General features: G+C 55.7%; 19 protein-coding genes. 7 read left to right on the top strand and 12 right to left on the bottom strand.

Annotated elements, in window-relative coordinates; translation table 11 throughout:
- Window positions 1-455 precede the first annotated feature (455 nt).
- Both ACR0MS_RS09255 and ACR0MS_RS09250 read right to left on the bottom strand, forming a co-directional pair.
- Window positions 456-1,523 (bottom strand): ParB/RepB/Spo0J family partition protein, encoded by a 1,068-nt coding sequence (locus ACR0MS_RS09255; protein ID WP_480574191.1) that lies wholly within the window; start codon window positions 1,521-1,523, stop codon window positions 456-458.
- Window positions 1,516-2,901: an AAA family ATPase gene (locus tag ACR0MS_RS09250; RefSeq protein ID WP_480574188.1), complete on the bottom strand. Its 1,386-nt coding sequence runs from the start codon at window positions 2,899-2,901 to the stop codon at window positions 1,516-1,518. Before ACR0MS_RS09250 ends, ACR0MS_RS09255 begins: the two co-directional genes overlap by 8 nt.
- A gap of 579 nt (window positions 2,902-3,480) precedes the next feature.
- Here ACR0MS_RS09250 and ACR0MS_RS09245 point away from each other — a divergent pair.
- Entirely contained in the window at window positions 3,481-4,740 is a 1,260-nt protein-coding gene (locus tag ACR0MS_RS09245; RefSeq protein ID WP_480574185.1) for a replication initiation protein, read from the top strand.
- 29 nt (window positions 4,741-4,769) lie between these two features.
- Here ACR0MS_RS09245 and ACR0MS_RS09240 read toward each other — a convergent pair whose 3' ends face one another.
- From ACR0MS_RS09240 to ACR0MS_RS09230, 3 genes are all read right to left on the bottom strand, one after another.
- Entirely contained in the window at window positions 4,770-7,076 is a 2,307-nt protein-coding gene (locus ACR0MS_RS09240) for a Tex family protein (RefSeq protein WP_480574182.1), read from the bottom strand.
- Between the two features lie 64 nt (window positions 7,077-7,140).
- Window positions 7,141-8,163, bottom strand: a complete 1,023-nt coding sequence (locus ACR0MS_RS09235) for an Ldh family oxidoreductase (RefSeq protein ID WP_480574179.1) — start codon at window positions 8,161-8,163, stop codon at window positions 7,141-7,143.
- A 74-nt stretch (window positions 8,164-8,237) separates the two neighbouring features.
- Window positions 8,238-9,182, bottom strand: a complete 945-nt coding sequence (locus ACR0MS_RS09230) for a c-type cytochrome (protein ID WP_480574176.1) — start codon at window positions 9,180-9,182, stop codon at window positions 8,238-8,240.
- A 48-nt stretch (window positions 9,183-9,230) separates the two neighbouring features.
- Between ACR0MS_RS09230 and ACR0MS_RS09225 the strand changes: the two genes are divergently transcribed.
- The 3 genes from ACR0MS_RS09225 to ACR0MS_RS09215 are packed head-to-tail and all read left to right on the top strand — an operon-like array spanning window position 9,231 to window position 11,689.
- A complete protein-coding gene (locus ACR0MS_RS09225) occupies window positions 9,231-9,803 on the top strand; it encodes an RNA polymerase sigma factor (protein WP_480574173.1) in 573 nt (190 codons plus the stop codon).
- A complete protein-coding gene (locus tag ACR0MS_RS09220) occupies window positions 9,800-10,546 on the top strand; it encodes an anti-sigma factor (protein WP_480574170.1) in 747 nt (248 codons plus the stop codon). The genes ACR0MS_RS09225 and ACR0MS_RS09220 overlap by 4 nt, the downstream gene beginning before the upstream one ends.
- 60 nt (window positions 10,547-10,606) lie before the next feature.
- Window positions 10,607-11,689 (top strand): helix-turn-helix domain-containing protein, encoded by a 1,083-nt coding sequence (locus tag ACR0MS_RS09215; protein ID WP_480574167.1) that lies wholly within the window; start codon window positions 10,607-10,609, stop codon window positions 11,687-11,689.
- Here the strand turns inward: ACR0MS_RS09215 and ACR0MS_RS09210 are convergent.
- The gene (locus ACR0MS_RS09210; RefSeq protein WP_480574164.1) at window positions 11,662-12,552 is read right to left on the bottom strand and encodes a LysR family transcriptional regulator; all 891 of its coding nucleotides are present in this window, start codon (window positions 12,550-12,552) and stop codon (window positions 11,662-11,664) included. The genes ACR0MS_RS09215 and ACR0MS_RS09210 overlap by 28 nt on opposite strands.
- A 106-nt stretch (window positions 12,553-12,658) precedes the next feature.
- On the opposite strand from ACR0MS_RS09210, the gene ACR0MS_RS09205 reads away from it, so the two are divergent.
- A complete protein-coding gene (locus ACR0MS_RS09205; RefSeq protein ID WP_480574161.1) occupies window positions 12,659-13,543 on the top strand; it encodes a phytanoyl-CoA dioxygenase family protein in 885 nt (294 codons plus the stop codon).
- An 8-nt stretch (window positions 13,544-13,551) separates the two neighbouring features.
- On the opposite strand, the gene ACR0MS_RS09200 is transcribed toward ACR0MS_RS09205, so the two are convergent.
- Window positions 13,552-14,856 carry a UDP-glucose dehydrogenase family protein gene (locus ACR0MS_RS09200; protein ID WP_480574159.1) on the bottom strand — a complete coding sequence of 435 codons (1,305 nt, stop codon included), beginning with the start codon at window positions 14,854-14,856 and terminating at the stop codon, window positions 13,552-13,554.
- Window positions 14,857-15,014: 158 nt separating this feature from the next.
- Here ACR0MS_RS09200 and gmd point away from each other — a divergent pair, with 158 nt between their 5' ends.
- Complete coding sequence (gene gmd / locus ACR0MS_RS09195; protein ID WP_480574156.1) at window positions 15,015-16,139, top strand: GDP-mannose 4,6-dehydratase; 1,125 nt, start codon at window positions 15,015-15,017, stop codon at window positions 16,137-16,139.
- Between the two features lie 10 nt (window positions 16,140-16,149).
- The gene (fcl, locus tag ACR0MS_RS09190; RefSeq protein WP_480574153.1) at window positions 16,150-17,127 is read left to right on the top strand and encodes a GDP-L-fucose synthase; all 978 of its coding nucleotides are present in this window, start codon (window positions 16,150-16,152) and stop codon (window positions 17,125-17,127) included.
- 35 nt (window positions 17,128-17,162) lie between these two features.
- Here fcl and ACR0MS_RS09185 read toward each other — a convergent pair whose 3' ends face one another.
- The 5 genes from ACR0MS_RS09185 to oppB all read right to left on the bottom strand — a co-directional run bounded on the left by ACR0MS_RS09185 (window position 17,163) and on the right by oppB (window position 23,338).
- Window positions 17,163-18,239: a DUF2793 domain-containing protein gene (locus ACR0MS_RS09185; protein WP_480574150.1), complete on the bottom strand. Its 1,077-nt coding sequence runs from the start codon at window positions 18,237-18,239 to the stop codon at window positions 17,163-17,165.
- Between the two features lie 221 nt (window positions 18,240-18,460).
- Window positions 18,461-19,354 (bottom strand): UTP--glucose-1-phosphate uridylyltransferase GalU, encoded by an 894-nt coding sequence (gene galU / locus ACR0MS_RS09180; protein WP_480574147.1) that lies wholly within the window; start codon window positions 19,352-19,354, stop codon window positions 18,461-18,463.
- 313 nt (window positions 19,355-19,667) lie between these two features.
- Window positions 19,668-21,473, bottom strand: coding sequence for an ABC transporter ATP-binding protein (locus ACR0MS_RS09175; protein WP_480574144.1), 1,806 nt, complete (start codon window positions 21,471-21,473; stop codon window positions 19,668-19,670).
- 1 nt (window position 21,474) lies between these two features.
- Window positions 21,475-22,404, bottom strand: coding sequence for an ABC transporter permease subunit (locus ACR0MS_RS09170; RefSeq protein ID WP_170389022.1), 930 nt, complete (start codon window positions 22,402-22,404; stop codon window positions 21,475-21,477).
- A gap of 10 nt (window positions 22,405-22,414) precedes the next feature.
- On the bottom strand, window positions 22,415-23,338 hold the full coding sequence (gene oppB, locus ACR0MS_RS09165; protein ID WP_171212408.1) for an oligopeptide ABC transporter permease OppB: 924 nt from the start codon (window positions 23,336-23,338) through the stop codon (window positions 22,415-22,417).
- Between the last annotated feature and the right edge of the window lie 30 nt (window positions 23,339-23,368).

Here is a 23,368-nt window from a genome sequence, read left to right as displayed (position 1 = left end):
TTCTGAGCACTTGAACTCTTCTTTCGCATTGAAGAACACCGCATCAAATTTGGTCAAGGACTTCGTCGCTTTGGATGAAAGTGGTCCATCGGTATCGGGTTAGTACAACGTGACGATTTCGCGATGTAAATGGTTCTGTCGTAAAACACTGATTTCGGGCGGGTACTGACCTTTGCAGATCGTTTGAGTGACCTCTAGCTCCTCAAGGTTCGCGGCGTCCGTCGGCTGAAATGGCGGTGTCTGCCGCAGCCATCAGGCGCGGATAATCGACATGCACTGGCTGTCGCCATTAGCCTTGGAACCTTTTCCTCATTACTTCGCAGGAAGTTAATGCTCATTTTTTACTCCTTATGCGCACCACCATGCACAGACTTACTGCAGCATTCATAATGCCCGCTAATTGACGTCTTCGTCCGCGGATTAGTAGTCATTCAAAAACAGGTTTCGTCACGAAACTAGCTGAGATGATCCGCTATTTGCTTCACTAACTCTTCAGCATCCTCGGCTGAGACGTCTTGCAAACTTATTTTTATCCGCACTTCTGTCGACGAAAGCTCGGCGGAAACTTTTCCGCCGCCAGGAAGTGGCACAGGTTTCAGATGCAGGACTTGCTGCGGTCGTCCGCCGCGTGCCTTATCCCTTGTTGGCTTCGGCTCCGATTTCAGAGCTTCTTCCAACAACGCCCATTCCTCCCGCACTTCAAGTGTTCCAGCATCAGCCAAGACCTGCCGTAGTTTGGACTGTGCGCCGGATCGAAGGGCCGAGGCCAATTTCAAACCGGCTTTCTCGGAGAGACTCACCGGATGTTGAAGGAGGTCACCCAGCGCTTCATGCACAATCGCAAAACTTCTAACTTTCGATCTCTTTGCTTTAGACGCCGCCGCAAAGAGCGCATCAACAGCAGCTTCTGTAGATTCGAAAACCCCCTGCCCCGCCGCAAGAACAGCAACCCGTCCACGTTCGTATGGGCTCAGGTTGGAACGTATCTCGTTCTCTTCCACCATCGAAATATAGGCACCCTGCCCCGACCCGGCTTCTCGCACAAAGGCCGGGATCGATGAAAAGGTGCTATTGGTATCGGCAAGCAGCCGGAACGCTTTGAGCCTTCGATACCCTGAAATCAAACCAAAGCCGTCACCGACTTTGGTCACTTCGATCGGCGTTCTCAGACCGTGTGAACGCAGTGAATCCAACAATTCATCCATGGCCTCATCGTCTTCGGCCATTCGGTCCCTGCGAATAAAATCTGCATCTATCTGGTCCAGCGAAATCATTTCAGCAACCAGTCCAGTTTCTTGGGCGTCGCGCCAACGCGCTGCGTCTCCTTGATCCCGAGCCAGTGCAACCCTGTCTGTGACAGAGGCCATACTGTTTAATGTAGCGGCTTCGGCAGCAACTTTGGCAATCGGTGGCGTAGCCCCATTTGACTCAAACGGATTAAGCGAAGGTTTCGCCGCGAAACCTGCCTCCATCTGTTCCAATTCCGTTGTATCCGGAGCGGACAATCTTCTGCGTTTAGCCATCTGTCTTATCTCCCATATGGGCATCGCGCCACCAGCACCCGATCAGCACCTCTTTGAACTCCGCGTAAGTCCTGTCGAAGGTTTCGCGACCTCGAACATATGTATCGCGATTGAAATCGCGGTAATCCGCCTCATAGATACCATTGACCTGCTCTCCTGCTTGGCCAACCAAGGCGGTGTAGTCCTGCCTATAGGCGTTCATGAAGTCCCCGAAATAGGCTTGAATTACATTCGCCATATCTGTCTGTTGGCTGGCGTCAAACCGGGTGATTATCGCCCGGACAACGTCCCATTCAAACTTGAGTTCCGGAAGGCCCGCGGCGCGCTGAGCAGCGTTCTCGCCATCTTCGATACTGGCGAAGGTCGTGTAGAGCATATCGAAGAATCGACCTGTCGAGTCAAACTCCAGAAATGAAGCCCCGAGTGGGACCAGTAAAATGTCTGCTGCGGCCAGAGCGTTGATCGTTAGGTACCCAAGTGCAGGAGGCGTATCCAGGAAAACTATGTCGTAGTCATCCAAAACACCGTCCTGCTGCAGAAAATTGGTTAAGCCGTCCCACAAAGGCCAACTGCGCAAACCCATGCGCCAAACCGGTATCTGAAACTCAGCCCAGTACAAATTTAGCTGAGCTCCTATAAGATCAATATTGGGCCAATGCGTTTTTTGAATAACATCGCCCGGTCCAGTCTTAAGAGCTTCATTCAAGGTCTCGTCCAGAAGAATTTCTGGTTGCCCGGCCGCGCTCCGGACGCGGTTTTCCTGCTGTACGGCTTGCGCATAATCTTTTGCAATAAGCGGAAATACGGTCTGCCACTCGTCTGCGACGTTACCTCCGAGGATCGATGTCATCGACCCCTGGCTGTCAAGATCGATGACCAAAACGCGATATCCATCCAAGGCAGCAGACATAGCAAGATGCGCTGCCGTGGATGTTTTTCCAACGCCCCCTTTGAAATTGGCCACGGCAACGACCTTAGCGGGCAGTCCCTCAGGGCGATATGGTACGTATTCCTTGGTGCTCACACCTTCAGACGCAAAATGCTTCCGCAACGTAAGAACGTCTTCCAGGGAAAACCACTTTGAACCGGTTTCTCCTTCGCCCTGCGGAAGATCCGGGTTGGCCTTAAGGACACGCCGAAGGTGCGCAGGGGCTACTGGTATGAGATATTTTGTTATCTCCCAGATAGAGAAACGGCGAAGGCGTTTTTCTCCATCGGGGGCATAGCCTCGACGCGCTAGGTCCTCGCGGCCTTTTGTGCAGAAAGCCGCGGCTTTTGCGAATCGCGAAGTCCCGATAGGATTTGGCAACTTGTTTGCTGCCACTTCGGGATCGAGATTTAGATAGGGCGGCAGTTGAGGGGGGTTAGATTTATTCACTGTCTGAGCCTCAGGAAATGTTCGCCTTAGCGACGTATATTATCCAAGGTAGCGCACATTTTTCTGAAAAGCTATCCTTAGTCGGTAAGTTGTCCACAGAATTCCCGGAATTGTCCGAGTTTCGCCACGAAACCCTTAAAAAACAAAAAAAGGAGCACAACAAAAGGTTTTGATTCTTTAGAATGTTTAGAATCTTTGACAGAGAACAATCCTTATAAAACAATAAGGTAGCGTTCTTTGGGGGCCCAAATTCAGTACATCAGGTACCTAATAACAGGAGCAAAGGTACCTGGTTACAGGATCAAAGGTGGCCGGACTCAGTAGGACATGTACCGATTCTCGGTCTGATTGGTTCCTCAAGAATTCAGACCCTATTTAGGCCAATTATTTGCCGCCATGATGTAGGTACGATTGCTCGGAGAGTCGTGGGAGACGTCTTGCTGGGGATAACTTCCTGCAATCCGCAGTGAGGTACCCGTTTGCGGGAAGGGCTTCATCCTGTAATCGGGTACCCAATGTGGATTGATCTTTGGGTACCCTTCGTGCAACAAATACTGAAACGAGCAGTCGGGCAGAATCATGCCGGTAACACAATTGGACATGGATCACCTTTCAGGCGCTTTGCGTCGGGAGACGGTAAAAAAGAATGTCGCTGCGATACATATCAGCGGCAAGCTCACGTTGCTTCAACGAAAGCTATCCAATGTTCTTCTGCTCAACGCGTATGATGCGCTGACATCGGCATCCACCCATACAATCGATGCTCGTACCCTGGCCATGATGGTTGGATATAATTCCAATGATTTTGATACGCTACGTGCAAGCTTGCGCGCGCTGGCGGAAACCGTGGCAGAATGGGACATGCTTGACGAACAAGGTCGGCAAGAGTGGGGGGTTTCCTCGCTGCTCAGTTTTGCAAAGCTCAAGAATGGCGTTTGCGAATATGCCTATTCGCCCGCATTGGCTCAGAAACTCTACGACCCAAAGATCTATGCACTGATCAACGTACAAATACAGCGAAACTTCAGTTCGGGTCATGGCCTTGCCCTATACGAAAATTGTTATCGATTTGTGAGAACCGGTTCTACTGGATGGTGGGCATTGGATGTGTTTCGCAAACTTATGGGCGTTGATGGCAGCGACTACTACAGTAGCTTCAAGCATCTGAACGCAAAGATCATCAAACCGGCTGTCGCAGAAGTAAACAAAAGCTCAGATATCCTTATAGAGCCTGAGTTCCAAAAGAAGGGACGGTCCGTCACGGACATAAGGTTCCGCATTAAGGGGAATCCCCAAAAGGCTATGTTCGAAATCGACGATAGTGATGGGGTTCGAAATCTTTCAGTCTATAAAACGCTGCGCAAGCAGGGGGTGTCGGACCGGTTGGCGCGACAGTGGATAGCAGAACATGGTGAAAAATACGTTCAGCAAAAGCTGGATTATGTGACAGGGCAGGGCGGTGTGAAGTCCACCCTCGGGTACCTGTCCGCGGCCCTGCGTGACAACTACAAAGCGCCACTTGATGAAGAGCCGCCCGCTCCAAGTCCCGAAGCAGTTGAATCAGCACGATTGAGACAAGAAGAAAAAGCTCAGGAAGACAGGGCCTACGCCGCGCGTGCTGCGGAACGTACTGAGAGGTCCAGGAAACTCTCAATTGTCGAAGAGTTGGTTTCGCGGCGAAACCCCACGCAGCGCGACGCTGATAAAAGACTGTTCATGGCAGGCTTGGACCATGATCTCGACCGAGAACATTTCCGGTCGCATGGGTGGCGTTCAGGTCTGAACGCCACCAAGATATTTGCCTTCTGGGAAGAGCTTGAGCCAGAGGCATTCGAATAAAAGTAAAGCAGTACTTAAGGTAACGGAACTCAATGCTTTTTCATCGCAGATCGCAGCGCGTCTCCAAGCGCGTTGTACTGCGCATTATTTCCTTTTTTTGCGCGTTGTGTTTCTTTTCCTTTTGGATTTCTGCTTTTCTTCGTTGCAGCCTTATCGCCGTTATTTTGCTTGTTCGATGTGGTACTGTTTTTACGCATGCTCAGGCCAATTCGCTTACGATTGACGTCAATGTCGACGACGGTGACTTTCACGACCTGACCGGTTTGAACAACTTCATGGGGATCTTTGACGAACCGATCTGCCAATTGGCTCACGTGAACCAAACCATCCTGATGAACGCCGATGTCGACAAATGCCCCAAACGCCGCGACATTCGTTACCGTCCCCTCCAGCTTCATTCCGGGTTTCAGATCCGAGATATTCTCAATCCCATCCTTGAAAGAGGCAGTGACAAAACTGGGTCGGGGATCGCGTCCCGGTTTTTCAAGTTCGGCGAAAATATCCTGAACGGTGGGAAGACCGAATCTTTCATCTGTGAAACGTGCGGCTTGCAGGTACTTCAAAGCCCCTTCATGCCCCATGATCTGGCGAAAATCTCGCCCGCAGGCAGCCACCACACGTCGTGCAACGTCATAGGCCTCGGGATGTACCGAAGAGGCGTCCAGTGGCTCGGACCCGTTTTGAATGCGGAGGAACCCGGCACTTTGTTCAAAGGCACGAGGACCCAGGCGCGCGACGTCCAGCAATTCGTTTCGAGACTTAAATGCGCCGTGCTCGTCACGATGGGCAACGATGGACTCTGCTAACATTGGCCCCAAACCAGAGACACGAGAGAGAAGGGGGGCTGATGCAGTATTCAGGTCGACGCCGACCGCGTTCACCACATCCTCAATGACCGAATCCAGAGACTGTGACAGCCGATGCTGATCAACATCATGCTGATACTGCCCGACCCCAATCGACTTTGGTTCGATCTTTACCAACTCGGCCAGGGGATCCTGCAATCTGCGTGCAATCGAAACGGCACCCCTCAATGACACATCCAGATCGGGGAACTCGCGAGCAGCAAGTTCAGAGGCTGAGTAGACAGATGCACCCGCCTCGGACACGACGACTCTGGTCGGCGATCTTTCAGTCTTTGCAATGTGCTTCAGCGCGTCAGAAACGAGCCTTTCTGTTTCTCGGCTTGCAGTGCCATTGCCAATGGCGATCAGTTCGATCTTGTGCGTCCGTACGAGAGTCAGAATCGTGTGTTTCGCACCTTCAAGGTCATTCTTGGGCTGAAACGGGTAAAGAGTTTCTGTCGCAAGGACTTTTCCCGTTGCATCGACGACAGCGGCCTTAACTCCGGTGCGAATGCCCGGGTCCAAGCCCAGCGTCGCCTTGGCACCGGCAGGTGCCGAAAATAGTAAGTCTTTGAGATTGCGCGAGAAAACTTGTATCGCCTCATCCTGCGCGCGGCTACGCAGGTCGGCCATCAGCTCAACCATCATGGTCAGCGATAGTTTAACACGCCAGGTCCAGCCGGCGACCTTGCGCAGCCAGACGTCACCGGGCGCGTCTGTGCGCGAATGGAGATGCGCGGCCACGATCGCTTCGGCCCGTGCAGCCCCATCTTCGGGGGGTGGTGCGATATCCAGTGTCACGACACCTTCCTTGGACGCGCGCAGCATCGCCAGCGCCCGGTGCGAGGGTGCCTTGACCCATAGCTCGGAATGATTGAAATAGTCGCTGAACTTTGCGCCTTCTTGCTGTTTACCTTCGATCACCTTGGCTGACAGTAATGCCTCACGGTGCATGAATGCGCGAAGCTCGCCCAGCAATCCGGCGTTTTCGGTCAAGCGCTCTGTGATGATGTCGCGGGCACCGTTCAATGCGTCCTTAGGCGTTGCGATCGCATCGGTTACGTACCCCAATGCCAACACGTCCGGGTCTGCATTCCTATCCGCAAGAATGGCATCTGCAAGCGGCTCAAGTCCGTTTTCACGCGCAATCATCGCCTTGGTCCGACGTTTGGGCTTATAGGGCAGGTAGATGTCTTCCAACTGCGCCTTGGTGTCCGCCTGCGCGATGGACTTGGCCAGGTCTTCGGTTAATTTTCCCTGATCCTTGATCGAATTTAGGATCGTATCACGACGCGCCTGCAGCTCTCGTAGATAAATCAGGCGGTCGGAAAGCTCTCGTAACTGCGTGTCGTCCAACCCGCCTGTCGCCTCTTTGCGATAGCGAGCGACAAACGGCACAGTGGCCCCTTCGTCCAACAGTTTGACCGCCGCTTCGACTTGTTCGGGCCGAGCGCTGATTTCGGTGGCGATGGTGCGGGCGATGCGGTCCAATTGGGTCTCCTGAAAATGGTTGGAGAACCTTCTTAGCCAGCCGCATCACCAAGGGGAAGAGGCCTCAGACCTGTTGGGCAAGCACTTGCAGATCATCGTAAAGCGATTTCGAAACTTCAACAAACCCCCGCGCTTTGTTCCGGCTGCGGGCAGCAAAGCGGCGCTGCGATGGCAAGCGTGCCCCCTGATCGGTAATGTCAGCAAACAGACGCTCGGCCCGCGCGTCATTTTCCGTTACGCGACCGCCGCTGAACTGGGCGGGGTCAAAGGCCAGGATGATCTCACCGTGAAAAGGCGCACCGCCTGCACCGTCTGCGAATTCCATACTTTCAAGACTGGTAAGATCGTCAATCAAAGGTCCGGCCAGTAGCTCGATCATGATTGAAAGGGCTGATCCCTTATAGCTGCCAAATGTCAGCATCGCGCCTTCCATTGCAGCCTGCGGGTCGGTTGTCGGGTTACCGTTCTTGTCAATGGCCACGCCGTCCGGAAGCGGCTTTCCGGCGCGGTGGTACAATTCAATCTCTCCGCGGGCGAAGGCGCTTGTGGCAAAATCGAAAGTAAAGGGATCTTTGCCCGAGCGGGGCCAGCTGAATGCCAACGGGTTTGTACCCAAGCTGCCCCGGGTTCCCCCGGCCGGGGCCACCCAGGAATGACTGGGCACCATGGCCATTGCCGCAAGACCAGCCGAGGAAAGACGCTCGACCTCCGGCCATAGGGCAGAGAAATGAAAACACCGGTTGATCACCATCGCTGCGATACCGTGCGCACGGGTTTTTTCGATCAGAACCGGCAGGGCGCTTTGGAACGCAAGAAGGGATATCCCGCCTTGCGCATCCACACGGACGATTGCGTTGTCGGATGGGGTCACTACGGGTACGGCGTGCCCGTCAATCTTCCCGGCCTTCATCGTTTCGGCGCACATGAAAAGCCGGAAAAGGCCGTGAGACTGACAATCGTCGAACTGGCAGGTAGCCAGCGTCTCGGTGATGGCCTGCGCATGATCAGGCCCGTAGCCTGACTTGGCCAATACGGTCAGACACAGGGTTTGGATGTCTTCCAGCTTCAGTTTGACCGTCTCGCTCATGCGCTGCATCTCCTGAACTTAAGATGCGCAAGAGATAGCGCGGCAAGACGGTCAAAGGGAACCGGAATTCGCGGTCACCCCTGCGATTCTGCTTGCAGGTAAGCGATGACATTGGTGATGTCTTCCGGTTTCTTGAGCCCCGGAAACTGCATTTTGTTGCCGGGGACAGTACCTTTGGGGTCGGCCAGAAAGCGGGTCAGGGCATCGACGTCCCATTCAATTCCGGACGCAAGCAGGGGGTCAGAATATTTGAACCCGTCCACCTGTCCTGCTCCGGCACCGACGATCCCATGCAGAGACGGGCCAACGCCGTTGCGTCCTTCTTTCAACTGATGACAGGCCTTGCACTTGCGATAGACCTTCTTGCCAGAAGAGGGGTCGCCTTCGACCAGCGCAACTTGCACAGGGGCCGAGGCCGCAGGGGTCGCTTCGGCCTTTTTGTCGTCCATGTTAAAGAACAGTCGCGCGGTGATGGGGACCGTGCGCGTGATACCAGAGAGGCTGGCCAGATCCATCAGCGTGTCGATCCCGGCATTCACACCGGCATCTTCGGTACTCAGAAACACCATATCATTTGTCGAAACCATGACCGAAGTGTCGGACACCCGGATTACGAACATCTCGGTATCCAGCTCAACATTCGTTCCGGCCAAAGACAGCACCGCTTCGACGTCGATGATTGCAGAGTCACCTGGGGTAAGAGCCGTCAGTTCTTCCATGTCGAACTCGGCTGACAACTGGGCGGTGCCTGCGTTGCGGAACACGTGTTCGATCATCCGTTCGTTGCGAATGTCGATATTCGTTTCAACCGAAGACAGATCAATTTCGATCACGGCTTTTCCGTCAGAGCCAACTTGACCAGACAGGTTTGTGAAGGAATTGACTTCCCCAACAGTGTCTTTCTTGATGCTTCCATAGGCCAGATGAGACCCCTCGGGAACCAGTGTCCAGCTTTCGGCCGCAACCGGGCCTGCAACAATTGCCGACGCAATCGTGACTGCTTTGAGCAGAAGTTTCATTTCTTTCCTCCTGAGTTTGTGCCACTCCTGACCGCGCGGGCCGGAACCGTGAAAGACAAACACACACAGGTCGCTGTTTATTCGATGGGTGGTCAAATTAGTTCAGAACAAGCCGTGCGCGGCGCAATCCAGACGCATTCAAAGCGCGTATGGCGTTTTGGGCTGGCGTTGTCCGGGGCATCAGACGTGGCTGACGATTTGTTGCAGTCGACTTGCCTTCGCGCGTTGGAGCGTCATCATCAGGTAACGTCGCATGACCGGCTGGACAGTTGGTTGATGACAATCTGCCGCTCGATCTGGCTGAATGAGGTGCGATCACGCTCGGTCCGCAAGGCTCAGGCGTTGTCGGTAACACCGGAAGCCCAATTAATTGCACCGGGACCGGATTCAGAAACGAATATTTTCGCGGCTGAAGTGTTTACGGAAGTGATGCAATTGCCAGAGGCGCAACGGGAAACGGTCATGCTTGTGTTTGTTGAGGGTTATAGTTATCGCGAAACCGCCGCGTTGCTGGATGTACCGATTGGAACTATTATGAGCCGGCTGTCGAATGCCCGGCAGAAACTTAAGACTGTCATGCAGCATGAAGCGGCGGGCACCGTTCAACGGAGTGGCCGATGAAGTTCTCCGATGAGACGCTGAAAGCGTATCTGCAAGGAACGGCAGAGGAAGACCAGGCCAACGCCATTGAAGCTGCGGTCGAGTCTGACCCTGACCTTGAAGCGCGCCTGATGGCGTTGGATACGATGGCGCCCGTGGTGCAATCCGTCTTTGTAAACATTCCAGCGGAAGCACCAACGGTGCAGCTTCCAAATGAAGTGCGCGACCCGTCGCAGTCGCCAACGCGCGGGCCGTGGCGGTTATTCGCTGTCGCGGCATCGGTTGCGGTTTTGGCTGTGTCAGCGACTTTTTGGGCAACCCGCCCCGAACCTCTGGGTTGGGCCGCGCAAGCAGCCCTTTACCAGTCGTTGTATGTTCCTGAAACGATTGCGTCTTTGGACAATTCCACTCCGGAATTGGATTCCCAGTTTGCATTGGCCGAAGCAAAACTTGGCCGGACCTTGCAGCGCGACACGCTTGAAGCGTTGCCAGGGCTGGAGCTTAAGCGGGCGCAGGTCCTGTCCTTCAACGGAAAGCCGCTGATACAGGTGGTCTTTGCGGATGATCAAGGCCAACCTTTCGCGTTTTGCGTCATTCGACAGGGCGAGGGCGCGCCTGCCAAGGACGTAAACCTTGCGGTTCTAAGCGGTCTGGCCACGGCCACATGGTCGCGGAACGGGTATGGGTTTATGCTGATCGGCAGTGACGAGCAGACCGATCTGGATGGTCAGCTGGAAATATTGACCCAGACCTTCAAAAGCTGATTTCCCTTGGTGTTCGAAAACGCCTTGTGAAGGACTGCAAATAACAGAAATATAGCGGTCATGACATCAGATCCTGTCAGGCCGGACCAAGATGAGGACGACACTGCGCTCGGACCTCCAAGCATCTATGATGCTGACCCGTCGGAAGAGGATGATCTTTGGTTTCTGCCTGTCGACGGTGACGGAGAGGTGGAAGAAGACTTCCTGCTACCGGGACCAAAGGCCGATCGTCGCCTGCTGTTTGATCCACGCGATTGGCGTGCGGCGCAGGCCGAACTTTCTTTCGAGCTGGCAGATCTGGCCGCCACGTTTGGGGCGTTGGACGAGCGTCTTAGGGCCGGGCCAAAAGGTTGGACACATCGGTTGGCTCTTATGGATGTGTCGGATTTGGGGTGGTGGACCGGTGATCGCATCAGTGTCGATCGGCTGGCCTTATGGACAGGTTTGCGCATTGGGGCGACCGGAGACGATGTGCAGGCGTTGTTTCGCGCAGGCTGGGCTGTCCGCCGATTGACCTCGGGTGCCGGTCCGTCAGAAGGGGGATGGGCCTCGGGTCTGACGGCATTTCTTGATCGGCTGGCTCAGGGGATCGAAGAGGTTCCCGAAGCAGTTGCTGATCTGGCCGAAGTCATGGAGAACGCCGAAGGTTTGCATCCGGTCACGCAGGCCGCGATCGGGTTTCATGCGTGGCGCGCGCTGTCTCAAAGGGTTGGGCAGGACACGGAAGCCGCGATAATTGCCGCCAGACATGGCGCGACTATGGGCAGGGGCGGAGCGATGTTCATGCCGCTGGCGCTGTCGGGACCCGGAGCCCTGCGCGGGGTAGGGGCCACCGACGAAAAACTCTCGGCATGGATCAGGGGGGCAGGGCAGGCGGTACTGGCTGGTCTTTTGCACCTTGACCGCGTGAACGCGTGGGAGGTCCGCGCCCGTGACGCCATCCACGACCTGAGCGGGCGCACGCCGCCTTTGTTGATTGAAGTTCTTAGGTCGTGGCCCATGGTTTCGGCGCCATTGGCGCAAGAGTTGACGCAAGCCTCACGTGCGGCGGTTCAGCGCAACATTGATCGCTTTACAGACCGGGGTTTGATCCGCGAAGTGACGGGGCAGGGGCGTTATAGAGTCTGGACGGCTGCGCTGTAGTCCATGATCCACGCGCGAAAGGCACGGGCCGAAGGCCGCAGGGCCGCGCGTGACTGATATATGAGGTGATACGCCTCTTGGCCCGGAACCGTGACACCGTCCAGACATGGCACCAGGCCAGACAATGACATGATCCGGTCAGACGCCGGGGCGCGGGCCAAGGCAATGCCGCCTCCGCGCGCGGACAGCTCTGCTGCCATGATCGAATTGTCGGCGAAGAAGTACCGGGCTTGTCCTGCTGGTAACCGAAGAGCTTCGAAAAGGTGTGGCCAGCTTGCGCGGTGCGTGGACACCTCGATAAGCGTATATCTGAACAGGTCTTGCGGCTGGTTTATCTGGGCCGCCACGTCCGGAGGCGCAACAGGGTAAAGTTCTTCGCGAAGCAGTTCATCCCCTTCGGTTCCAAACAGGGACGGGTTTCCGAAAACGATCTGAAGGTCGGTAAACCGGTTGGCAAAGTCCGAGGTCACGTTTCCAGTGGTCAGTGACAAATTGATCTGCGGATATGATGCATGAAAATCTGGTAATCCCGCCGCAAGGATCCCATGGGCGAACAACAACACGGACTGAACGTAAAGCCGTTGTTCCCTTGTTTCCCCAAACAGTCCGGTCGTCGCAGTTGCAAGCATCAAAAGCGATTGCTGAACCGACGGCAAATAGGCGCGACCCGCTTCGGTCAAGGTGACGGAATGGGCATGGCGATGGAACAAGGGTGTTCCCAGTTGGGTTTCCAGTGCCTTGACCTGTTGGCTGACGGCTGCGGCCGACATGTTCAACTGCGCGGCTGCACGAGAGAAACTCTCGGTTCGCGCCGCCGCTTCGAAGACGCGCAACCAATTCAGGGAGGGGATACGGGTTGCCATGTGACGCAGGCTAAGCTGAACTTAGTCTGACAGGCAAGAGATCGCGTTCTGTGAAATGTGAACCCCGTCTTATCCTTTCCCAACCATGCATCGGGGAGGAACACGCATGTCTGATCAGACCGCCAAACATCAGTCCACGCTGACCCAAGCGCAATCGGCCCGCTACTGGGAGGACGGCTTCCTATTTCCTTTGACTGTATTTTCCGAGCAAGAAGCGTTGGAAATACGCGCCGAGTTCGAAAGGATCGAACACGATTGGCGGGACGCGGATCTTCCGCTGCCGTTGAATACCTACAAGCGTGTGAACGCCCATCTTGTCATGCCGATGGCCGCGCGCATTGCACTGGATGCCCGCGTTCTGGATGTGGTTCAGGGTGTTTTGGGGCCAGATATCATGGTTTGGTCCGCCGAGTTTTTTGTCAAAGAACCTCAGACCAAACACACGGTCGGGATGCATCAGGACCTGACATATTGGGGTATGGGCGAAACACCGGATCAAGTGACCGCATGGATTGCCCTGTCGCCGGCAACCGTAGAGAGCGGATGCATGGATTTTGTGCGGGAAAGCCACAAGAATCCGATCCTGCCGCATAACGATACGTATTCGGAAACCAACCTGCTGTCGCGCGGACAAGAGATCGCCGTCGAGGTCGCCGAAGAAGACAAGACCCACATCGAATTGAAGCCCGGACAGATGTCCTTGCACCATGGGTTGACGATACATGGGTCGGGTCCGAACCGCTCAGATGACCGGCGAATTGGTCTGGCGATCCGGTATCTGAACCCAAATGCTAGGCAGCTTGTTGCTGAACGGGATTACGCGATGCCAGCGCGGGGAGGGGACGCGCAAAGTAATTTTCTGCACGTTGAACCCCCAAACGCGTTGTTCTCGAAAGAGGCGCTCGCCCTTTATGAGCAGGTGCGCCAGGATCAAAGCAAGGCACTGGCGCAGGGCGCTGACAATTCGGTTCCGCTTTATGCTGCGCCCTGAGGTGCTGTTTACCGGCCAACGCCAACGTAGCTTTGAAACCCGGCTTTCAGCGCGGCCCGTTTGGAATAGATGTTGCGCAGATCGACCATTTGCGGTGACTTCATCGCAGCCGCCAGTTCCGGCAGGTTGAGCGCGCGGAATTCGTTCCACTCGGTCAGCAGGACAACAACATCTGCTCCTTCGGCGGCAGAGTAGGGGTCGTCACACCATTCAACACCGGGAAGCAAGGCCTCACCCTCGGCACGGCCTTGCGGGTCCACGACGCGAACCGTTGCTCCGCCACCGATCAGGGCTGGCACGATCGCCAGCGACGGGGCGTCCCGCATATCGTCCGTGTTTGGCTTGAATGTCACGCCGAGGACAGCAACGGTTTTTTGATTGAAGCTATCATTACAGGCGTCGCGTATCTTCTCGATCATCCGTTTTTTGACCCCGTCATTGACGCGAATAACCGTTTCGGTGATTTGCATGGGATACGCGTGTTCTTGCCCGATCCGGGCCAGAGCCGCCGTGTCCTTGGGGAAACAGGAACCTCCATAGCCGGGGCCGGCATGCAGAAACTTGTTCCCGATCCGACCATCCAGACCGATGCCGCGCGCAACCTCTTTGACGTCGGCATTCACACGCTCGCACAGCCCCGCGATTTCATTGATGAAGGTGATCTTGGTCGCCAGAAATGCGTTCGCCGCATATTTTATCATCTCGGCGCTTTCTAGATCCGTTGTCAGAATTGGAAAATCTCGCAGGTAGAGAGGGCGATAAATCTCGGCCATGACTTCGGCGGCACGATCATTTTCGACGCCCACGACAACCCGATCGGGTCGCATGAAATCGTCAATCGCCGCGCCTTCACGCAGGAATTCCGGGTTTGAGGCAACGTCAAAATCGGCGCTGGGGTTGGCGCCTGAAACAACCGCGTGTACCTGCCGGTTCGTTCCAACCGGAACCGTCGATTTGGTGACAATGACGGTATATCCGGTCACGGCCTGGGCAATTTCTTCTGCGGCGGCCATGACATATGTCAGATCGGCGTGACCATCACCCCGACGGGTCGGTGTTCCAACAGCGATAAAGACTGCGTCAGCACCATCGACGGCAGCGGCAAGGTCGGTTGTAAAGCTCAGACGGCCTGAAGCCACGTTTTTTGACATCAACGCGTCAAGCCCGGGCTCATAGATGGGAACCTGACCAGCCTGCAGCATCTCGATCTTCTGGGCGGCTTTATCGACGCAAACTACGTCATGGCCAAAATCTGAAAAACACACGCCCGATACCAAACCGACATATCCGGTTCCGATCATCGCTATACGCATCTTTCATTTCCTTTCTCCGAAATGCCGGACTTGGCGCGTCGTCACGCAGGAAAGTTCCGCCGCTTTCCATGCTTGCAGACGGCCTTGGCTTGCAATCCGGGGTATCTTGCTGTTTCTGAGAGTGCAATCAGCCAGATTGAGTTTTGTGGAACGCGACGATGACAAAAACTGCATTAATAACCGGCATCACAGGGCAGGATGGATCATATCTGGCCGAATTTTTGCTGGAAAAAGGCTATGAAGTTCACGGTATCAAGCGCCGGGCGTCCTCATTCAATACGCAGCGTATTGACCATATTTACCAGGACCCGCATGTTCCCAACCCGCGTCTGCACCTGCATTACGGTGACCTGAGCGACACATCCAACCTGACCCGAATCATTCAGGAGGTTCAGCCGGACGAGGTGTATAACCTCGGCGCGCAATCTCATGTGGCGGTCAGCTTTGAATCGCCCGAATACACGGCCGACGTGGATGCGATTGGCACATTGCGCTTGCTGGAAGCCATCCGGTTTCTTGGTCTGGAAAAGAAAACACGCTTCTATCAGGCCTCGACCTCGGAGTTGTACGGTCTGGTTCAGGAAACCCCTCAGCGTGAAACCACGCCCTTCCACCCACGATCACCTTATGCCGTGGCCAAATTGTATTCTTACTGGATCACGGTGAACTACCGCGAAGCCTATGGCATGTATGCGTGCAACGGCATTCTGTTCAATCATGAAAGCCCGCGCCGGGGCGAAACCTTTGTGACACGCAAGATCACCCGCGGTCTGGCGAATATCGCGCAGGGCCTCGAGGACTGCCTGTATATGGGCAATATCGACAGCCTGCGGGATTGGGGCCACGCCAAGGATTACGTGCGGATGCAGTGGCTGATGTTGCAACAGGATCAGCCCGAAGACTTCGTGATCGCGACCGGCGTTCAGTATTCCGTTCGGCAGTTCATAGAATGGTCGGCTGACGAGCTGGGTGTATCGCTCGAGTTCACAGGCGACGGTGTGGATGAGATCGCCACTGTCAAATCCGTGCGCGGCGATAAGGCACCGGCGTTGAAACAGGGCGATGTGGTCATGCGGATCGACCCTCAATATTTCCGCCCTGCCGAAGTTGAAACCCTGTTGGGCGATCCGTCAAGTGCCAAGAACAAACTGGGGTGGGAGCCTGAGCTGACCGTTCAGGAAATGTGCGCCGAGATGGTGTCGGAAGACCTCAAAGCAGCCAGACGCCACGCCCTGTTGAAAGAGCATGGGTTTGACCTGCCTGTAAGTCTGGAAAATGGCTGAGGTGGGGCACGTGCGCAAAATCTACGTTGCCGGGCACCGCGGTATGGTCGGAGGCGCAATCCTGCGCCGTTTGCAGGACCGGCAAGCGGTGGGTGAAGCGCTGTCTCTGCTCACGCGCACCCATGCGGAACTGGACCTGACCAATCAGGCTGCTGTGCGGGACTTCATGCAAGCGGAACGCCCCGACGTGGTCATTCTTGCAGCGGCCAAAGTGGGCGGAATTCACGCCAATAATACGTACCCTGCCGACTTCATTTATGAAAACCTGATGATTGAATGTAACGTCATCCATCAGGCATTTGCCGCAGGCGTGACCTCTCTTCTGCAACTGGGTAGCTCGTGCATCTATCCGCGGGCCGTCGCACAGCCCATGCGTGAAGACGCCCTGCTGACTGGCGTATTGGAGCCGACCAATGAACCATACGCAGTTGCCAAAATTGCCGGTATCAAACTGTGCGAAAGCTATAACCGCCAGCACGGGGTCGATTATCGCTCGGTCATGCCGACAAACCTGTATGGGCCGGGCGATAACTTTCACCCGGAAAACAGCCACGTGCTGCCCGCCTTGATCCGCCGTTTTCATGAGGCGCAAAGGGATGGGCAGGACGAGGTGGTTATCTGGGGCACTGGCAAGCCGCGCCGCGAGTTTTTGCATGTGGATGACATGGCCGAGGCGTCGCTATTTGTGCTCGACCTGCCCCGCGATGTTTATGAACAGAACACTCAACCCATGCTAAGTCACATAAACGTCGGCTGCGGGGTAGATATCTCGATCGCTGAACTGGCTGCAATGATTGCCAGGACAGTCGGATTCACCGGGCAGATCACGCAGGATACCAGCAAACCGGACGGGACCATGCGCAAGCTGATGGACGTAACCCGGCTTGCCGATATGGGATGGCGCGCGCGGGTCAATCTCGAAGATGGAATCCGCGAAACCTATGCATGGTTTCTTGACCAGGCTGAGGCTGACCTTCGGGCCAAATAGCCGCGCGAACCAGCGTCCGGGCGGCATTGAGGGCTCTACCGCCAGCGGCCAATTGCCGTAAGCGCGGGCGCGTGTAGAGCTGGATCAGAAATGGTCGAGAGAACTTTGTACGCCACTTGTGACTCAGTTGCTGCATCAGTCCCTAGAAATCGGCTGGCAGCGCTGCCACTGCCGCTGACAACCGGAGTGGAGTTCGCCGTAAACGCGATTGGAAAGGCCCATATATCAGTACCGCTTGTGAACAGAGGGCCGTCTGCAACAGTGCAGGCAACCGCGTTCCGTGTTGCGGTACAGATTTGCGTGCCGTCCGCGAAACGGACATAGTCTCCGTCAGGTGTTGTTCCGCGTTCAATGACTGCTCCGGTTGGTGTGCCGCCATTTTCAGATACAGTGCCCAGCAGATTGCCGGGGCCATAGCCAAAATCCGCCCGCATCAGGCGGCCCGCCGTTGTATCATCGGCACTGTTCTGAACGGCGGCGCCGCTTGCAACGGCCGAGGTTGGGTCAAACCTTAGGGCGTCGGTCCAGTTGCTGCCGTCCGGTGAGACCTTGATGGAAAATCCGGTGCTGCCGGATAGTCCCATTTCCGCATGCCCGGTCCAATTCGATTGGAACAGCAATGAGGCGGTTTCGCCCGCGTTGGCCTTGTTGATTTTCAACTGATGACCTTGACCGTCATGGCTGAGCAATGATGCAGCCGACCGAACCGACAGCCGGTTCGTGTCGTCAAATGCAGTGAAAATGCCAATTCCATTCAGGTTTTGAGTTGCGATTGGGGTATCAACCCAGTCTGACCCGTCCCAGACGATCAGCCGAGACTGGTTTTCATCCCAGGCGCGCCATCCTGATGCGGGGGTTACGAAGTGCCACGCATTGTCCAGCCATGCGGCCAGTTTGCCAGCTTGCCCTGCCCAGTCACCCGTAGGCGCAGCCCCCAACGCATGCACTTCCCCCTGTTCTGGGGCGGCAGGAGGATTGGTTGCGCCTGTCGAGGCAAAGCTTAACTGGACGATCACGTCCAGTTTTCTGAGTGCTTCATTATGGGTGACATGTTTCTGAGCTTGCGAGGGTTGAATAAATGGCAAGTCCAGTCTGGGCGAAATTTGTGACACCGAGGTCCTCCTGTGGCTGTCGAAATGACATACGCATTGCGGGCCACAGTGTGCGCAGAGATGTGAAGCCTTTCCGATTTGCGCGACCGCAACAGACAGGAGTCGTTAATTTTTTGGGAATGGACCCGGTTGGTCCGAGGCTGGCCAGCGACCGATATCGCCAGCCCTGCGTAGGCAAAGCAGGTGCTGGCTTACACCGACCAATGCGGTTTAGGCGGCTCTTACTGAGCCGCCTTGTCCGCGGAAATCACTTCGTGAAGATATGCGCGCAGGTCGTCACGCAAGTCTTCCCGAGACAGAGCATATGCGACCGTGGCCTGCAGGAATCCAGATTTGGAGCCGCAGTCAAACCGCTGACCTTCGAACTTGTAGCCAAAAACCGGTACTCCGTTTCCGATATCTTCGGCGATCGCGTCGGTCAGTTGGATTTCTCCGCCGCTGCCTTTTTTCTTCTGGTTCAGGTTGTACAGAACCGAAGGTCCGAGGATATAGCGACCGATCACGGCCAAGTTGGACGGCGCGTCCTCTGGGTTGGGTTTTTCAACCATGCCCCGCGTGCGCACGACGGAGCCGATATTCTCACCAACATCCAGCACACCATAGGATTGCGTTTTTTCGTGCGGAACTTCCATGGCCGCAACCATATTGCCGCCGGTCTCTTCATAGGCTTCGACCATCTGCTGCAAGCAGGGCTTGTCGGCGGCGATTACGTCGTCAGGCAGCATAACGGCAAAGGGCTCGTCCCCGATCAGGCGGCGCGCACACCACACCGCGTGCCCAAGACCTAGCGCCTTGTGCTGGCGGATATAGGCAATCGCTCCGCTTTCCATGTTGGTGGCATTGAGCGTTTCAAGAAGATCCGTCTTGCCTTTGGCCTTTAGTTCTTGCTCAAGGATGTGATTGTGGTCGAAATAGTCTTCGAGCGCGGATTTCCCCCGCGAAGTCACAAAAATAAACTCTGTGATGCCAGCCGCACGGGCTTCGTCGATTGCATATTGAACGAGTGGCCGGTCGACCAGCGTCATGATCTCTTTGGGGACAGATTTAGTTGCAGGCAAAAAGCGTGTACCCAGACCCGCAACCGGAAAAATCGCCTTGGTGACCTTGCGTGCCATGTTACCTCTCAAGTTAAAAAAATTGCCCGAAAATCGCTTTGCTCTCGTGGCTTCCTCTTAGGCCGTGCGTTTTAAATGATCAACGCCATTTGATGCAGGATGCTGCGCCTGGGGAAATGGTGCCATCACGAAGATGGGGAGTCAAAACGAACTGCGGCAACGTGTAGCGCGAAAGCTGTATATTTATGCGAAAAGGGAAACAATAATATCAGATAGTAGAATATTGTTTGCCTAACGAATGTTTGACTTGCTCAATCCTTGAGCGGAATTGAAAGACGCCCGATGCCTGTAGACAGGTCTCGGGCGTCTTTGTTCATGCGTTGACCATGATCGCCTCAAGCGGGTCGTGCTCTGCCACGAAATGATCGGGCTTCACCTCGTTCAGTTGAGGCACATAGTTCGTCTGACCGGCGGTTAAACGACTGGGCAGGAAACGCAACGCGGCCTTCGGATCCATGGGTGAAGGAAGTTCGCCCGGCAATTTCAGGCGCTGCCGACTGCGCTCGACATCCGGGTCCGGGATTGGCACGGCCGAAATCAACGATTTGGTGTACGGATGAATAGGGTCCGAACAAATGGTTTCGCCATCACCCAATTCGACGATCCGGCCCAGATACAGAACCATGATCCGGTTTGACACGGCACGAACAACGGACAGATCGTGGCTGATGAAGATCATCGACAAGCCAAACTCCTGCTGCAGTTCCCGCAGCAACTCGACAATCTGGGCCTGAATCGAAACGTCAAGCGCGGATACCGCCTCATCACAAATGATCAGTTTGGGCTTGTTGATCATCGCACGTGCGATACCAACCCGCTGGTTTTGCCCTCCGGACAGCTCATGCGGGTAGCGGTTGATCATGTTGGCCTTCAGGCCAACCCTCTCCATCATCTCGGCAACCATTGTCTTACGCTCCCGCTCGGTAAGGTCGGGGCGATAGGTTTTGAGCGGTTCAGCGATCGAAGCAGAGATTGTCATTCTGGGGTCAAGACTGGCCAGCGGGTCTTGGAACACGATCTGCAAATCCTTGCGGTATTTGTTCAGCTCGGCCCGCTTTAGTCCAACGATGGGGTGACCTAGCCAACTGACATTGCCGCCGCTGGGTTCGATCAATTGCAGCACTGCGCGCGCTAAGGTCGACTTGCCACAACCCGACTCGCCCACAACACCCAAGGTCTCGCCCTTGCGGATGTCAAAGGTCACACCATCAACAGCTTTCAAAGGGACTTTGCGTCCGAACAAGCCGCCAGAGACGTGGATTGGGAAGTGCACTTTGACGTCATCAACCTTAAGTAAAGGTTCTTCTGTCTTACCCAGCGCCTTGGGTGCATCTCCGGCATCAATGCGCGGCATCGCTTCCAGCAGGGTGCGGGTGTATTCGTGCTGCGGCGCGCGAAAGATCTCGCGCGTGTCGCCAGCTTCGACAAACTGCCCCAGACGCATCACCTGAATACGGTCACACATGCGTGCAACAACGCCCATGTCATGCGTGATCAGCGCGATGGCCGTGCCTTCGTCCTTTTGCAGGCGGACCATCAAGTCCAGAATGTCTGCCTGAACCGTCACATCCAGCGCCGTTGTGGGCTCGTCCGCGATCAGCAGTTTGGGGCTGCACAGCATCGACATTGCGATCATGACCCGCTGACGCATACCGCCCGACAGTTCATGCGGGTATTGGTCCAGACGTCGTTTTGCCTCGGGGATACGAACGCGATCCAGCCACTCCAGGCACCGGGCGCGGGCTGCGTTTCCCTGCAATCCTTCGTGGACCTGCAGCACCTCACGCATTTGCTGGCCGATGCGCAAATGCGGGGTCAATGCAGTTAGCGGATCCTGAAAGATCATGCCAACGTCGTCGCCCCGGATCTGGTTCAGCTTGTTCACGGGCAGGTTCAGGATCTCTTTGCCGTTCAGCAAAGCCGACCCGCTGGCGCGCCCGGCCGGAGGCAGCAACCCCATCGCGGCCATGAAGGTCTGGCTTTTACCCGATCCGCTTTCGCCAACGATGCCGAGGCATTCGCCTGGACTGATGTCAAAGCTGATGCCCTTGACGGCTTCGACAACACCATCCGGTGTATCGAATTGCACACTCAGGTCCTTTACAGAAAACAGACTCATATCAGCGATCCTTCGGGTCCAGAGCGTCACGCAGGCCATCCCCGATGAAGAACATCGTGATGATGATGGCGACGTAGAATGTCAGGGGGAACATCAATTGCCAGAGGGTTCCGTAGCCCATCGTACCAGCACCCTCGGCGATCAGTCGGCCAAGTGAGGTGTAGGGCTCCGAAATTCCCAAACCAAGGAATGAGATGAAGCTTTCGGTCAGGATCATCTCGGGCACCAGCAACGAGGCATAGACGATCACGACACCCAGCAGGTTCGGCAGGATGTGACGGTACATGATGGTGAACTCACTGACGCCTGCGGCGCGGGCGGCCTCGATGAATTCGCGGTTTTTCAGGGTGAGTGTCTGCCCGCGGACGATCCGTGCCATGGTCAGCCACCCCACCGCGCCAAGGGCGATGAACAGCATAAAGAACGACCGACCGGCCACGACCAGAAGCAGGATGATGACCAGTGTGGCCGGGATCGCCAGCAAGATGTCAACGAAACGCATCATGATGCCGTCGGTGCGGCCACCGATATATCCGGCCGCAATCCCATAGCAGGTTCCCACGATCAGCGCAGTCGCGGCCCCGATCAACCCCACCAACAGCGACGTGGTGGTCGCCTGAATGACTCGGCTGTAGAGGTCGCGCCCCAGATCATCGACGCCAAAGAAATGCCCGGTCTCGACCGAGGGCATCCCCATGCCCCGGACGTCACCCATGACGTTCCAGTCGATTTCTTCGTTGTTCCAGACAGCAAAATAAGGCCCGATAAGAGTGAACAGAACGATCAGACCCAGAATGAACAGACTGGCCATTGCAGCTTTGTTGCGGACAAACCGCATACGCGCGTCCTGCCAAAGTGAGCGCCCCTGAATCACCGTGTAGTCGGTGATATCCTCGGCCAGATGCGCGGCTTTTTGTGATTTTCCAAGCATTGCCGGCCCCTCAGTAACGAATTTTCGGATCGAACCAGGCATAGGCCAGGTCGGTCAGCAGGTTCACCAGCACGGTCAGAACGCCATACAGGATCGTGACGCCCAATAGCACGGCATAGTCTCGCGACAGGGCCGATCCCACATAGGCTTGGCCCAGCCCGCCGGTCGAAAAGTAGATGTCGACAAAGACCGAACCGGTCAGAACGTAGACAAAAACCGGCCCAAGATAGGATACGACCGGCAGAAGTGTAGGTTTCAGAGCGTGCCGCCAAATGACGGTCCGTGTCGGCAAGCCCTTGGCTCGTGCGGTGCGGATAAAGTTCGAGTTCAGAACTTCCAGCATCGAAGACCGGGTGATCCGAGCGATCGACCCCATGTAAGAGGTCGCCAATGCGATCACCGGCATGATCAGGTAAGGCCATTGCCCGCCATTCCAACCGCCGCCGGGCAACCAGCCCAGCCAAAGGGTGAAGGTCAGGATCAGGATCGGTCCCATGATGAAGTTCGGCAGCGCCTGCGCCGCGATCCCCAGACCAACTGCGAAATAGTCGATCCAGCTATTGTGCTTGATCGCAGCAGCGATCCCAAGACTGACGCCCACGGCTGTCGCGACAAGGAAGGACAGCGAGCCATAGGTCAACGAGATCGGAAAGCCCTGCGCGATGATGTCATTTACGTCGCGGTCCTTAAACTTGAAGGACGGGCCGAAATCGAAATGCACGACGATGTTGTACAGATAGTCCCAAAGCTGCTTCCACAGCGGCTGGTCCAGCCCGTACCGCGCCTCGATATTGGCCAGAACCGCCGGCGGCAGGGGCCGCTCTGACGTGAAGGGTCCGCCGGGTGCGAAGTGCATCAAAAAGAAACTTGCAACGATCAGCAAAAGGATCGTTGGGACGGCGATCAGCAACCGCCGGACGATATAGGCAAGCATTTCATGCCCCCAATTATTGGCTTTGCCCCA

The organism is Ruegeria sp. CJ2, from assembly GCF_056536745.1.
This window is presented reverse-complemented; position numbering and strand designations above follow the sequence as displayed.